The sequence below is a fragment of the Geobacillus sp. YF-1 genome (genome assembly GCF_052692335.1).
In genome coordinates this window covers 1179737-1193394 of sequence record NZ_CP199850.1, presented here as the reverse complement: position 1 = coordinate 1193394, position 13658 = coordinate 1179737, and the positions used below count along the sequence as shown (strand labels likewise).

Sequence of the window (13658 nt, the reverse complement as noted above, 5' to 3'; positions counted from 1 at the left end):
GTCAACGCCCCTCTCCCGAGTTTATCGCTCAAGCACCTTCGCCAAGTCAAGCAAGATGAGAAGCCGATTTCCGATTTTTGCCACTCCAGAAACGTAGCTCGCCTCCACAGCGCCGACCGCTTCGGGCGGCGGCTCGATGCTCGAGGCCGGCACATCGAGAACGTCGTTCGCCGCATCGACGATGAACCCGACTTCCACATCGTCAAGGGCGGCGATCATGATTCGCGTCTGTTCGTTGTACGGTTCAGGGGCGAAGCCGAACCGTTCGCGCAAATCAATGATCGGCGTCACGACGCCGCGCAAGTTAATGACCCCTTTGACATACTGGGGCGTGCCCGGCACGCGCGTGATCGGCTGCATTTTCTCGATCGAGCGCACGTATTGCACCGGAAGGGCATACTCCTCATCCTTTAAGCGAAAAGCAATCACTTTCCAGTCTGTCTGTACGCTGGCCGTCATCCCATCTTCCCCCTTTATTCCACAGGCTGCTCAAACAAACGGCGTCCAAGCGCCTGGCGTTTGCTCTTTACGCCGCTTTATTTCACAAGCGCGTTGCAATCGATGATGAGCGCCACTCGGCCGTCGCCCAAAATCGTCGCCCCCGAGATGGCGAACACCGACGATAAATAGTTTCCGAGCGATTTCAACACGACTTCCTGCTGCCCGATAAACGAATCCACGGCTAGGGCCGCCAGTTTTTCTCCTTTGCGGACAATGACAGCCGCCATCGCCTCACCGTCATCGGAAGCGTGCGGGACATCAAACACCTCTTTCAGCCGGACAAGCGGGACGATTTTGCCGCGAAAATCAATGACCGGTTGATTATGGGCGGAGAAAATCTCTTCTTTTTTCACGAGTGCCGTTTCGATGATCGAAGACAGCGGAATGGCATACGTTTCCTTGGCGATTTGGACGAGCAACACCGAAATAATCGACAGCGTCAGCGGCAGCTGAATCGAAAACAGCGACCCTTTTCCCGGCTCTGAATCGACAGTGACGGCGCCTCCGAGCGATTCGATCGTGCTTTTGACGACATCGAGCCCGACGCCGCGCCCCGAAATATCGGAAACTTGCTCCGCCGTGGAGAAGCCCGGGGCGAAAATCAACCCGTAAATTTGCTGGTCGGTGAGCTGGGCCGCCGCTTCCGGCGAAACGATGCCGCGTTTGATCGCTTTTTGCAGCACTTTCTCCCGGGAAATACCGGCGCCATCATCCTCGATTTCAATGAAAACGTGGTTGCCGCTATGGTAGGCGCGCAATTGAACGAGCCCTTCCTCCGGCTTCCCGTGCGCCATCCGAACATCGGGCGCTTCAATGCCGTGATCGAGCGCATTGCGAATCAAATGAACAAGCGGATCACCGATTTCATCAATGACAGTCCGATCGAGCTCGGTCTCTGCGCCAATGACCTCAAGCCGCACCTTTTTGCCAAGGTCGCGGGCGAGTTGGCGCACCATGCGCATGTTTAAAATGATCGTTTGCAAATCGCTCGAAATGCGGGACATGCGTTCCACCGTCTCCGTCAATTCGGCGTGATTCAAATCGCGGGAAATTTGCTCAAGCCGACCGCGGTCCACTACCAATTCTTCGAACAAATTCATCAGCCGGTCAAGCCGTTCAATGTTGACGCGAATCGTTTTCGCCGCCTGCTTCGCCGGCGTTTTTTCCGGCGCTTCCGCTTCGGCTTGCGCGGCCGCCTGTTCCGCCGCGGCTACGCCAAGCGGCTCCGGCGCCGCTTTCTCTCCCGCCGCTTCCGTCCGCTCTCCGACCGCCGCCGCCGCAATCTCCACTTGCTCAACTTCGGAAATGCTCATCAACTGCTTTTGCAGCTCATCAGCCGGCACTTTCGACACAACCGTGACAAGAAACTCTTGATCAAATTGCTCTTCTTCAAGCAAGTCGACGGAAGGCGTCGATTTGACAATTTCTCCGGCTTCATTCAGGCGCTCAAACACCATATAGACGCGCGCTGCTTTCAGCAAGCAGTCTTGGCGAAGCCGAACGCGAATTTCATAGACAGAAAATCCTTGTTCCTGCGCCTGCTGGAGAACGTGATACTCAAACTCCCCGTAGGCATGCTCCGAAGACGGGGCCCCGCCGCCGGCCGGGCTCTCCGGCGTCTCCCCTTGCTCGATTTGGCGCAACCGGCTGACCGTCTCGCTCACATCACGCTTCCCGTCGCCCCCCGTCGCAATGGAAACGATCATCGCTTCTAAATGGTCGACCGCCTCAAAAATCACATCGAGCAGCTCCGGCGTCACCGAAAACCGGCGATTGCGGAGGCCGTCCAACACGTTCTCCATTTGGTGCGTCAAATTGGCCAAATCTTCAAACCCCATCGTCGCGGACATGCCTTTTAGCGTATGGGCAGCGCGGAAAATTTCATTCACAATGGCGGCATCATCCGGACTCTTTTCCAGTTCGAGCAGCCGTTCGTTGATCGTTTGCAAATGTTCCTTGCTTTCGTCAATGAAAAGATCTAAATATTGACTCATATCCATGCCGTGTTCCCCCTCATTCCCCGATCGATTGAACGATGGCGGCGGCGATATCGGCAAGCGGGGCGATGACATCGATGACGCCAGCTTCGATCGCCGCTCGCGGCATCCCGTACACGACCGCCGTCTCGCGCGCTTCGGCAATCGCCTTGACATTGCCGCTTTCTTTCAGCTTTTTCAGCCCTGCCGTCCCATCCGTCCCCATTCCCGTCATGACCACCGCCACTTTGCGGACGTCGTCAATGGCGGCAAGCGATTCAAACAATACGTCAACGGCCGGACGATGGCCGGCGCGCGGCGGCGACTCGTCCAAGCGAGCTTGGAGCGCGCCGTTTTCCTTACAAACAACGAGATGGACACCGGCCGGAGCGATATAAGCAGTGCCGTTTTGCAGCCGTTCCCCCTCCTCCGCTTCTTTCACCGTCATGGTTGCAAGCGCGTTGAGCCGGTCCGCCAACGATTTTGTAAATCCTTTTGGCATATGTTGGACGACGAGAACCGGAGCCGCTAAATCCGGCGGCAGCTGCGTCAGCACCACCTCAAGGGCGCGCGGTCCGCCTGTCGAGGTGCCGATGGCCACAACCGCCTTCTGCGCCCCCGCCGCTTGAGCGGAGAAACGGTGCCGCACCGGGACGCGGCGTTGGGCGACAAGGGCGCGGATATTCACTTCGCTTGCATAGAGCACTTTTCGTATCAGCTCTTCTTTGATCTTGTGCAAATCAAGGGAAATCGGCCCAGAAGGCTTGGCGATCACATCAACCGCCCCATGCTGCATAGCGGCAATGGCCGCCGCCGCGCCTTCGGTCGTCATGCTCGACACCATCACAACCGGCAACGGACGGTCGCGCATGATCTGCTGTAACGTGTCGAGCCCGTTCATGACCGGCATTTCAACATCTAACGTCACGACATCGGGAGAAAGGGAAGCGATTTTGGCGAGCGCCTCTTGGCCGTTGCGAGCCGTTCCAACAACTTCAAGCCGCGGATGTTCGGACAAAAAATCGCTGATGCATTTGCGCATAAACGCGGAGTCGTCGACGACAAGCACCTTGATTGATTTCATCGTTTCTCTACCTTTCTAGCAAAAGTTGGCGCAGCTTCGCAAAAAAGCGGGAAGCCCGCCCGGCCGGTTCCTCCTCCCTTTTTCCGCCCGGCGCATAGCGGCGCGCCATCTGACGCACGGCCCGGCTGGCCTTCGCTTCCGGTTCGAGCAGCAAAAACGGCGTCTGGCTGGCGACGGCGCGGGCAACCGCCCGGTCTTCGGGAACGATGCCGAGCAAGGAAATGTCTTTATTGAAAAAGCGGTCGGCAGCGTGCTTCAGCCGTCCGAACACCTCGTGCCCTTCCCACTCCTTGGCGGCGCGGTTGACGATGACGGAAAAGGGCGCTTGGCAGCCGGATCCGTGCATATATTTCATCATGGCGTACGCATCCGTCATGGCTGTCGGCTCCGGCGTGGTGACAACGAACACCTCATCGACCGAGCGCAAAAAATACAGCTGTTCTTTGGAAGCGCCCGCTCCCATATCAAACAGAAGATAATCGTACGAGGAGGCGACGGTTTGCAGTTCGGCCAAAAACTCATCGATGCCGGCAGCGTCAATGGAAAGCCACTGCATCGCCCCCGTCCCCCCGGCGATATACGAAAGCTGCTCCGGGCCGCTTTTCACCAGATCGGCGAGCGGCATCCGCTCGGAAACCCAATTGGCGAGCGTCAGCGAAGGCGATTGGCCAAGCAAAATATCAATATTGCCCATCCCGATGTCCATGTCGAATAGCAGCACGCGCGCGCCTAGCTGAGAAAGCGACAGCGAAAAATTGAGAGACACGTTCGATTTGCCAACCCCGCCTTTTCCGCTCGTGACAGCGATCGTCCGCGGCTCTGGCGCCCATTGTCGGCGGCGCAGCCCGCGGCGAAGCGGCTCCGCTTGATCGCTCATGCGCCCTCCGCTCCCAACAACAAATGAACAAGCCGCTCGGCGGACGCGTCCACCATGTCGTCCGGGACGTTTTGCCCATTCGTAAAATAGACGGCGCCAAGGCGGCTGTCGAGCAGCACGTTGACGATCGCGCCAAACGAATCGGTTTCATCGAGCTTCGTCACAATCAACCGGTCAATCGGAAGGCGGGAAAAGCGGCTGTAAATCGCCTTCATGTCTTCATACTTGCCGGTGGCGGCGAACACGAGAAGCGTTTCCGTTTCGCTGTCGAATTCCAGCGTTTGCTGCAGCTCATCGATATATTGCGGATCGCGGAAGTTGCGGCCAGCCGTATCGACAAACACAAGATCGCAATGGGCCAGTTTTCGTTTCGCCTCCCGAAACTCTTCGCCGTTATAACATACCGCCAACGGGGCGTCCAAAATATGCGCATACGTTTTCAGCTGGTCAATGGCGGCGATGCGATACGTATCGGTCGTGATAAACCCAACCGTCTTTCCTTGTTCCAGCACAGCGCGCCCCGCGATTTTGGCGAGCGTTGTCGTTTTTCCCACCCCGGTCGGACCGAGCAAAATCCAATACTTTTTCGCTTGCGCCGCCCCGGCAAACGGAAGCGAAGACAATAAGCTGCGCACCGCCTCTTTCGCCCACCCGGCGGCCGCCGCGGACGAACGCCCGCTTGGATTGGCATACCACCGTTCCAGCAAGCGCTCCATCACTTCGCGAATGTAGCCATCGGCCAGCCCTTGGTCGATCAGGCGCTGTTCAATGGCCGCAAGCGGCGGCGGGTAAGCCGGCGCAAGCCGCCGTTCACTCAGCTGACCGATGAACCGTCTCAGTTCCTCCAGCTCATCGGCAAACGATCGGTCCTCTTTTTCCGGCGCGGTCGCCGGCGGCCGCTCGAACAAGGCCGTCTCCGGCTGGCGCCGCGGCAGCGGATCCGGATCAACGCCGGCCAGCACTTCCACCTTTTTTTTGGCGAACAGCCCGAACAAACCGCCCGTTTGGATCTCTTTTGACCGCAAAATGACCGCGTCGCGTCCCAGCTCAGCGCGCACTTGTTTCATCGCTTCGTTCATGGACGGGGCGATAAACTTTTTCACTTTCATTCCACTTCCACCATCCCTACGCTTTGGACTTCAACGTCCGCTTCCAGTTCGTTGTATGACAGCACCGGAACAGCCGGAAAAGTGCGTTCGGTCAGCTGGCGGACGTACATGCGCACCGCGGGGGAGCAAAGCAATATCGGCGTTTGTCCGGAAAACGGATAGCGGTCGAGCGCGCGGGCGACCGCGTCCACCACCGCCTGCATCCGGGCTGGATCGAGCGCCAAATAGCGGCCATGCTCCGTTTGCTGCACGGCGTCGGCAATCATCTTTTCCACTTTTCCGGACAGCGTGATGACGCGCAGCGGTTCACCCGGCACGGCATACTGTTTCGTAATTTGCCGCGCGAGCGCTTGGCGGGCATATTCCGCCAACAAATCGGCATCGGTCGTCAGGCGGGCAAAATCGGCGAGCGCCTCAAAAATGAGCGGCAAATTGCGAATCGATACCTTCTCTTTTACCAGCTTGGCCAGCACTTTTTGAATATCGCTCACCGACAGCGGATTCGGCGTCACCTCATCGACAAGCACCGGATGCGACTCTTTCAAATGATCGATCAGCTGTTTTGTCTCCTGGCGCCCAAGCAGTTCATGGGCATGAGCTTTCAGCACTTCCGTCAAATGCGTGGAGACGACCGACGGCGGATCGACGACCGTGTAGCCGAGCATCTCCGCTTGGTCTTTGACCGCCTCGGAAATCCATTTGGCAGGGAGACCGAACGCCGGCTCGACCGTTTCAATGCCATCGACGGAATCGTCATCAACACCGGGACTCATCGCCAAATAATGATCCAGCAGCAGCTCGCCGCGCGCCACTTCCTCTCCTTTTACTTTGATTCGATACTCATTCGGCTGAAGCTGAATGTTGTCGCGAATGCGCACAACCGGAATGACGATGCCGAGCTCAAGCGCGAGCTGGCGGCGGATCATGACGATCCGGTCAAGCAGATCGCCGCCTTGATTGGCATCGGCAAGCGGAATAAGCGCATAGCCGAACTCAAATTCGATCGGGTCAACGTGCAGCAGCTGAACGACGCTTTCCGGGCTTTTCAATTCGTCGGCAGCGGCCGCCTCCTCTTCAGGCGGAACAGCCAGCGCCTCACTCTGCTTTTGCTGCTCCATAAACCGATAGCCGCCCAACGCCAACAGACCGGCCACCGACATCGTCAAGACGTCGTTGATGGGCGTAAACAAACCGAGCAGAAAAATCGTTCCCGCCGTCACATACAGCATTTTCGGAAAAGCGAACAGCTGGCGCATAATATCGCCGCTTAAATTGCTGTCTGACGCCGCCCGGGTGACGATGATGCCGGTGGCGGTCGAAATGAGCAGCGCCGGAATTTGGCTCACAATGCCGTCGCCGACCGTCAAAAGCGTATAACGCTTCGCCGCCTCGGCCATCTCCATCCCTTGCTCGACAACGCCAATCACCATGCCAAACAGCATGTTAATGACGACGATAATGATGCCGGCGATGGCATCCCCTTTGACAAATTTGCTTGCTCCGTCCATCGCCCCGTAAAAATCGGCCTCGCGCGCGACTTTTTCCCGCCGCCTGCGCGCCTCTTGCTCCGAGATCATGCCGGCGTTTAAATCAGCGTCAATGCTCATCTGCTTGCCCGGCAAGGCGTCGAGCGTGAAGCGGGCCGCCACTTCAGAGACGCGCTCCGCCCCTTTCGTGATGACGATAAACTGAATAATGACCAAAATCAAAAACACGACAAATCCAACGACGACATCGCCGCCGACGACAAACGTCCCGAACGTCTCGACGACGCCGCCCGCCTTCCCTGTGCTTAAAATCGAACGCGTCGTCGACACGTTCAGCCCTAACCGAAACAACGTTAACACGAGCAGCAAAGACGGGAAGACGGAAAACTCCAACGGCTCTTTCGTGTTCATCGCCGTGAGCAGCACAAGCAAAGCAAGAGAAATATTGATGATGATCAATACGCTCAACAGCCACGTCGGCAGCGGGATGACGAGCATGGCGACGATGAGCACGACAAGAAATAACACCGACAAGTCTTTGATTTGCGCTTGCATTCCCTTCTCTCCCTGATGCTACATTCGCTTCAGCCGATAGACGTATGCCAAAATTTCCGCCACTGCCTGAAAAAACGCCTCCGGAATCATGTCGCCGACTTCCGTCTGGCGGTAGAGCGCCTGCGCCAGCGGACGATTCTCCACGGTCACCACGCCGTGGGCTTTCGCCACTTCCTTGATTTTCAGCGCCATATAGTCCGCTCCTTTCGCCACGACGACCGGCGCTTCCATCTTGCCATCTTCATACTGGAGGGCAACGGCGTAATGCGTCGGGTTGGTGATGACGACATCCGCTTTGGGCACTTCCTGCATCATCCGCCGCATCGCCATTTCGCGCTGTTTTTGCTTGATGCGCGATTTGATGAGCGGGTCGCCTTCCGTCTTTTTATACTCGTCCTTGATGTCTTGCTTGGACATGCGAATGTTTTTTTCAAATTCAAATCGTTGGTACAAGTAATCAAACAATGACAAAAACAAGAGCGCCACAGCGGCATACAATCCCATTTTCACGGTCAAGCTGCCGATTTCGGCAAGCGCGCCGGCGACCGGCTGCGCCACAAGCGCCAACAGCTTGCTTTTTTCCGCCAACAGCACGGCGAACACGACGGCGCCGATCACGCCCGCCTTTAATACCGACTTTACCATCTCCACGACCGCGCGCAACGAAACGAGCCGCTTCACCCCTTGCACCGGGTTGAGCCGATTCCAGTCCATTTTCAGCGGTTCGACGGTAAAAAGGGCGCCGACTTGCAAAAAGTTGGCCAACCAAGCGGCAAACACCGCCGCGGCAAAGATGGGCGCCAACAGCAAAGCCCCGTGGCGAAGCCAGTCAAGAAACAGAAGGTGAAGCGAATCGATCGTCAGCGGTGTCGTGGCGTAATCGGTCAACGCGCGGGCAAACAGGCGAAGCAACCCGTCGCGCTCGTATCCTCCGGCTAGGAACAGGGCGAGAAGCGCGCCGAGCAGCACAGCGGCCGCAACTAAATCGGCGCTTTTAGCCACCTGACCTTTGTCGCGCACTTCCTGCCGTTTGCGCGGCGTCGCTTTTTCCGTTTTTTCACCAGCAAAAAACTGCAAATCAAGCCGCCATTCGCCCATCTTACGAGCCCCCCAACAGCTGCATGAAGCCGCGCAGCGAAGAAAACATGAGCTGGAACAGTCCGCGCGCAGAAAGCAGCATCGTGCCAATCGCCGCCGTCAACAGCAAAAACGCCGCCGCTGTCTTGACAGAAAAACCGACAGCAAAAATGTTCATTTGCGGCACCGCGCGGGCGACTAGGCCAAGCGCCACATCGACCAAAAAGAGCGAACCGACGAGCGGGGCGGCCATTTGCAGCGCGGCGGCGAACATCGCCGCGAACAAGCGCACCATATAGTCCGCTGCCCGTCCATCGGCCACGTGCGGCCACTGATCAAGCGGCAGCCAGTGGTAGCTGGAAAAGAGGCCGTCGAGCAACAAATGGTGGCCGTCGAGCGAAAGCAACAAGAGCAACGCCAACGAATGAAGGTATTGCCCGAGCAGCGGGCTTTGCGCCCCCGTTTGCGGATCGATCACATTGGCGATGGCAAACCCGATTTGAAAATCGATCAGCCCGCCGGCGATTTGCACCGCGGCCATGAGGATCGCCGCCAGCAGCCCGAGCCCTAAGCCGATGAGCGCCTCTTTCAAGACGAGCAACACGTAAACGCCGTCAAGCGCCACCGGTGATTTGGGCAGCGCCCAAAAAACGAGCCAGCTGAAAAAAAACGCCAAGCCGATTTTGTAAGCAGTCGGCACCGCCCGGTACGAAAAGAGCGGCAGCGCCGCAAAGAACGAAGCGGTGCGCACAAAGACGAGCAAAAACGCCGGAAAATAAGTCCATAGTTGTTCCATCGCCGATCAGCCTATAAATGAAGCAAGATTGTTCAAAATATCGTGCGCATACGACACCATTTTCGAGAGCATCCACGGGCCAAAAAACACAAACCCAAGCAAAACGGCGACAATTTTCGGCACAAAGGCGAGCGTCTGCTCCTGGATTTGCGTCGCGGCCTGAAACACGCTGACGACAAGCCCGATGACAAGCGACAACAGCAACAGCGGCCCGCAGACGATCAACGTCATATAAATCCCTTGTTCAGCAAGGCGAATGATCAAATCCGCACTCATCCACGCCACCCAATTCTTTTATTGAAAACTTTGCAGCAATGATTTGATGACTAAATGCCATCCATCGACGAGAACAAACAATAAAATTTTAAACGGCAGCGAAATCATCACCGGCGGTAGCATCATCATCCCCATCGACATGAGGACGCTCGCGACAATCATATCGATGACGAGAAACGGAATGAAAAGCATAAATCCCATTTGAAACGCCGTCTTCAATTCGCTGATCGCAAACGCCGGCACAAGCGCAGACAAAGGAATGTCGCGGACCGTTTTCGGCTGCTTGGCGCCGCTATAAGACAAAAACAGCGCCAAATCTTTCTGCCTTGTATGCTCGCTCATAAATTGCTTCAGCGGAACGGCGGCCCGCTCGTACGCCTCATCCAAGTTGATTTGGTCATTGAACAGCGGCTGTAGCGCCTGGTCGTTGATTTCTTTCCATGTCGGCGCCATAATGAAAAAGGTTAAAAACAAGGCGAGCCCGACGAGCACTTGGTTCGGCGGCATTTGTTGCGTCCCGAGCGCCGTGCGCACGAACGACAGCACAATGACGATGCGCGTAAAACAAGTCATCATGATTAAAATGCCGGGAGCAATCGACAAAACCGTTAGCAACAGCAGCAGCTTCACCGATGTCGAGACGTGTTCGGGAGCCATCGACTGAAACATATGGACGAATTCATTCATCGCCGCCCGTCCCTTTCTCTTTCACGCGCTTGAGCCATTCGTTCCGCTTTTCAGCCATTCGCTTCATCTCCTCGGTCAACAGCGCCGAAAACGGCCGGGAGGAGTCGGTTTCCCCCTTCATTTTGGCCATCCACTGTTCGCGAAGGCGGACGCCAAACCGGCCAAATTCCGTCATTCGTTCCACCCGGTTGCGGTGTTGAGCCAACAGCTCGTTGATTTCCTCCTCATCCTCGATCTCCCGAAGCAGTTGAATGGAGTCGGCAACGCCGATGACAAGCAGCCGGCGCCCAACTTTCACCAACTGAACGGAGCGATTCGCCCCGACGCTCGTTCCGCCCAGATGCTCGATGACACCTTTGGAGCTCGACAACAACTGCTGGCGGCGGCCAAGCCATTTCAAGAGCGCATAAAGAAGCAGGAGAACAAAAGCGGTCGCTCCGATCAAACGGAGCACATCGGAGGCGGAAACGGCATCCGCTGCGGGAGCGGGCGCTGTTTCCGATCCGCGAGCCGGAACGTCCGGTCCGCACGCGTCCGGATGCTTGAGACAATCGGCGACCGTCGGATTTTGCGCGGCCGCTGCCGGCATTCCGCCAAGCACGATCGCCGCCGCCATCACGACAGCCGTCCACCACTTCATGGGCACGATATTCACCGTTGGCCGCCTACCCGATCGTTTTGTTGATCGCTTCAATGACGCGGTCAGCTTGGAACGGCTTGACGACGAAATCTTTCGCTCCGGCTTGAATGGCGTCAATGACCATCGCTTGCTGCCCCATTGCGGAGCACATAATGACTTTGGCGTTGCTGTCGATTTTTTTGATCTCTTTGAGCGCGGCGATCCCGTCCATCTCCGGCATCATAATGTCCATCGTCACGATGTCGGGGCGCGTCTCTTTATACTTTTCAACCGCCTGCCGCCCGTCAGCTGCTTCCGCGACCACCTCGTGGCCGTTTTTCGTCAAAATGTCTTTGATCATCATGCGCATAAACGCCGCATCATCAACGACAAGCACTCTTGCCATGATCCCTACCTCCTGCATGCCTGTTATTTTAGCCGTTTTAACCGATCGCTTTGGCTCATAATATCGGTGATGCGCACCCCAAAGTTTTCGTCGATGACGACGACTTCGCCTTTGGCAATCAGCTTATTGTTGACAAAAATATCAACCGGCTCCCCAGCCAGTTTGTCCAATTCAATAATGGACCCCGTTGACAGCTGCAAAATCTCTTGCACGGAACGTTTCGTCCGCCCGAGCTCCACCGTCACTTGCAGCGGAACATCAAACAGCAGTTCCAAATTGCGCGTCTCAGCAGCCGCTAACGACGGAGCGTCAAATTCAGCAAAATCAGCGGTTTGGACAGGCCGAACGTCCGCTTCCTTCACGCGCTCGGCCGAAGCTTGTCCCGGCCGACCGGCGGGCTGGGAAACGATCGCTCCTCCCACATTCGCCAGCGTCGGAGCAGGATCGGGCCCATCAGCGGGCATGGCGCGCGCGTGCGCCGGCTCCGTCCGTTCTTCCACATCTTTCGGCTCGGAAGGAGACCCAAGCAGCAAGCCAACCAATTCCTTGGCGAAATCCACCGGCAACAGCTGCATAATGTTGGAGTCGATCAACTCACCGACCTTCAACCGGAAGGACACTTTAATGAAAAACTCCTCATCCGGCAAATACTCCAGCCCTTTTCCTTCGGACAAATCAAGAAGATGAAGCGTCGGCGGAGAAATGTCCACTCGCTTGCCAAAAACCGTCGACATCGATGTTGCTGCCGACCCCATCATTTGGTTCATCGCTTCTTGAACCGCGCTCAATTGAATCTCGCCAAGCTCATCATTCACCGCCGTTCCGTCGCCGCCCAGCATTAAATCGGCGATCACCGCCGCATCATGCTGCTTGATGACGAGCAAATTCGTTCCGAGAAACCCGTCCGTGTAGTTGACTTGAATGGCGACATACGGATGGGGGAATTCATCGGCGATTTTCGAGCGTTCAATCACGGACACGTTCGGCGTCGTGATTTCCACCTTTTGATTCAAGAGCATTGACAGCGCCGTGGCCGAACTGCCGAAGGAAATATTGCCAATTTCCCCAATAGCGTCCTGTTCCAGTGGAGAAAAGATGTCATGAAGCGCCGGGATCCCTTCACTGTTGCCCATTCCGCGCAACAACGCATCGATTTCATCTTGTGAAAGCATTCCATCATTCATCATGGCTGTCTCCGTCCCCCTCGCTCATCGCTAAAATTTGCACCGCCAGCTTTTTGTTCCGCTTGCCGGGCTGGCCGATAAATTTCGGGATATGGCCGATTTTGACGACCAGCGGTTCATGGATGGACTGCTCAAGTTGGATCACATCGCCGACCTCGAGCTGAAGAAATTCATTGATCGTAATGGACGCGGTGCCGAGCTCGGCAATGATCGGCAGCTTGGCCGCACGGACGCGCTGTTCCAACTGTTTCGCTTCCTCGGGGGAACGATCCCTTTTTTGCGCCTGCATCCAATAATGCACCGACAGCCGCGGCATGATCGGCTCGAGCACGACGTGCGGAATGCAAACGTTCATCATGCCGCGCGCTTCACCAACTTGCGTGTTGAGCGAAATGACGACAACGGTGTCATTCGGCGCAATCATGCGCAAAAACTGCGGATTGACTTCAAAATCGACAAACAGCGGATCGACCTCAGCCACCGACTCCCACGCATCACGCCAATGGACGAATGCTTTGTCAAACAAATTGGACATGATGCGCGTTTCGATCTCCGTCAGCTGATCCACTTTGTCCATGCCAACGCCGCGTCCGCCCATCACCCGATCCAACATGGCATAGGCGATATTCGGGTTGACTTCCAAAAGCACGTGCCCATTCAGCGGCGGCACCTCGAAGACGTTAATCACCGTCATCTTCGGAATGGAGCGGACGAACTCTTCGTATGGGATCTGATCGGCCGAAGCGACCGAAATTTGCACATACGTGCGCAGCTGGGCGGAAAAAAACGTCGTCAACAGGCGGGCGAAGTTTTCGTGAATGCGCGTCAAACTGCGAATCTGGTCTTTCGAAAACCGAAGCGCCCGCCGGAAGTCGTACGCTTTGACGCGCCGTCCTTCTTCTTCTTTTTTCAACTCTTCCGCGCTCATTTCCCCGGTGGAAAGCGCGGCCAACAGCGCGTCAATTTCACTTTGTGACAATACTTCCCCGGCTGTCATCTCACCTTCCCCCCTTTAGTCGGCAGG

The 13658-nt window shown here is 56.5% G+C and carries 14 protein-coding genes; all 14 read right to left on the bottom strand.

The window, feature by feature from the left end; translation table 11 throughout:
- Positions 1–21: 21 nt before the first annotated feature.
- The 14 genes from ACTVIM_RS06060 to fliM all read right to left on the bottom strand — a co-directional run bounded on the left by ACTVIM_RS06060 (position 22) and on the right by fliM (position 13631).
- Positions 22–459, bottom strand: coding sequence for a chemotaxis protein CheW (locus ACTVIM_RS06060; protein ID WP_445613962.1), 438 nt, complete (start codon positions 457–459; stop codon positions 22–24).
- A gap of 77 nt (positions 460–536) precedes the next feature.
- Positions 537–2501 (bottom strand): chemotaxis protein CheW, encoded by a 1965-nt coding sequence (locus tag ACTVIM_RS06055; protein WP_445613961.1) that lies wholly within the window; start codon positions 2499–2501, stop codon positions 537–539.
- A gap of 13 nt (positions 2502–2514) precedes the next feature.
- On the bottom strand, positions 2515–3561 hold the full coding sequence (locus tag ACTVIM_RS06050; protein WP_445613960.1) for a protein-glutamate methylesterase/protein-glutamine glutaminase: 1047 nt from the start codon (positions 3559–3561) through the stop codon (positions 2515–2517).
- 7 nt (positions 3562–3568) lie between these two features.
- Positions 3569–4438: a MinD/ParA family protein gene (locus tag ACTVIM_RS06045; RefSeq protein WP_445613958.1), complete on the bottom strand. Its 870-nt coding sequence runs from the start codon at positions 4436–4438 to the stop codon at positions 3569–3571.
- Positions 4435–5547: a flagellar biosynthesis protein FlhF gene (gene flhF / locus ACTVIM_RS06040; protein WP_445613957.1), complete on the bottom strand. Its 1113-nt coding sequence runs from the start codon at positions 5545–5547 to the stop codon at positions 4435–4437. The genes ACTVIM_RS06045 and flhF overlap by 4 nt, the downstream gene beginning before the upstream one ends.
- Positions 5544–7589 (bottom strand): flagellar biosynthesis protein FlhA, encoded by a 2046-nt coding sequence (gene flhA, locus ACTVIM_RS06035; RefSeq protein WP_445613956.1) that lies wholly within the window; start codon positions 7587–7589, stop codon positions 5544–5546. Before flhA ends, flhF begins: the two co-directional genes overlap by 4 nt.
- Before the next feature lie 18 nt (positions 7590–7607).
- Positions 7608–8687, bottom strand: coding sequence for a flagellar biosynthesis protein FlhB (gene flhB / locus ACTVIM_RS06030; RefSeq protein ID WP_445613955.1), 1080 nt, complete (start codon positions 8685–8687; stop codon positions 7608–7610).
- 1 nt (position 8688) lies between these two features.
- Positions 8689–9462 carry a flagellar biosynthetic protein FliR gene (gene fliR / locus ACTVIM_RS06025; protein WP_445613954.1) on the bottom strand — a complete coding sequence of 258 codons (774 nt, stop codon included), beginning with the start codon at positions 9460–9462 and terminating at the stop codon, positions 8689–8691.
- A 6-nt stretch (positions 9463–9468) separates the two neighbouring features.
- The gene (gene fliQ / locus ACTVIM_RS06020; protein ID WP_445613953.1) at positions 9469–9738 is read right to left on the bottom strand and encodes a flagellar biosynthesis protein FliQ; all 270 of its coding nucleotides are present in this window, start codon (positions 9736–9738) and stop codon (positions 9469–9471) included.
- 18 nt (positions 9739–9756) lie between these two features.
- On the bottom strand, positions 9757–10425 hold the full coding sequence (gene fliP / locus ACTVIM_RS06015) for a flagellar type III secretion system pore protein FliP (protein ID WP_033023027.1): 669 nt from the start codon (positions 10423–10425) through the stop codon (positions 9757–9759).
- Entirely contained in the window at positions 10418–11065 is a 648-nt protein-coding gene (fliZ, locus tag ACTVIM_RS06010) for a flagella biosynthesis regulatory protein FliZ (protein ID WP_445614315.1), read from the bottom strand. Before fliZ ends, fliP begins: the two co-directional genes overlap by 8 nt.
- A gap of 25 nt (positions 11066–11090) precedes the next feature.
- The gene (locus tag ACTVIM_RS06005) at positions 11091–11450 is read right to left on the bottom strand and encodes a response regulator (RefSeq protein WP_445613952.1); all 360 of its coding nucleotides are present in this window, start codon (positions 11448–11450) and stop codon (positions 11091–11093) included.
- 23 nt (positions 11451–11473) lie between these two features.
- Positions 11474–12637 carry a flagellar motor switch phosphatase FliY gene (gene fliY / locus ACTVIM_RS06000; RefSeq protein ID WP_445613951.1) on the bottom strand — a complete coding sequence of 388 codons (1164 nt, stop codon included), beginning with the start codon at positions 12635–12637 and terminating at the stop codon, positions 11474–11476.
- The gene (gene fliM, locus ACTVIM_RS05995) at positions 12627–13631 is read right to left on the bottom strand and encodes a flagellar motor switch protein FliM (protein WP_144973745.1); all 1005 of its coding nucleotides are present in this window, start codon (positions 13629–13631) and stop codon (positions 12627–12629) included. Before fliM ends, fliY begins: the two co-directional genes overlap by 11 nt.
- Positions 13632–13658 lie beyond the last annotated feature (27 nt).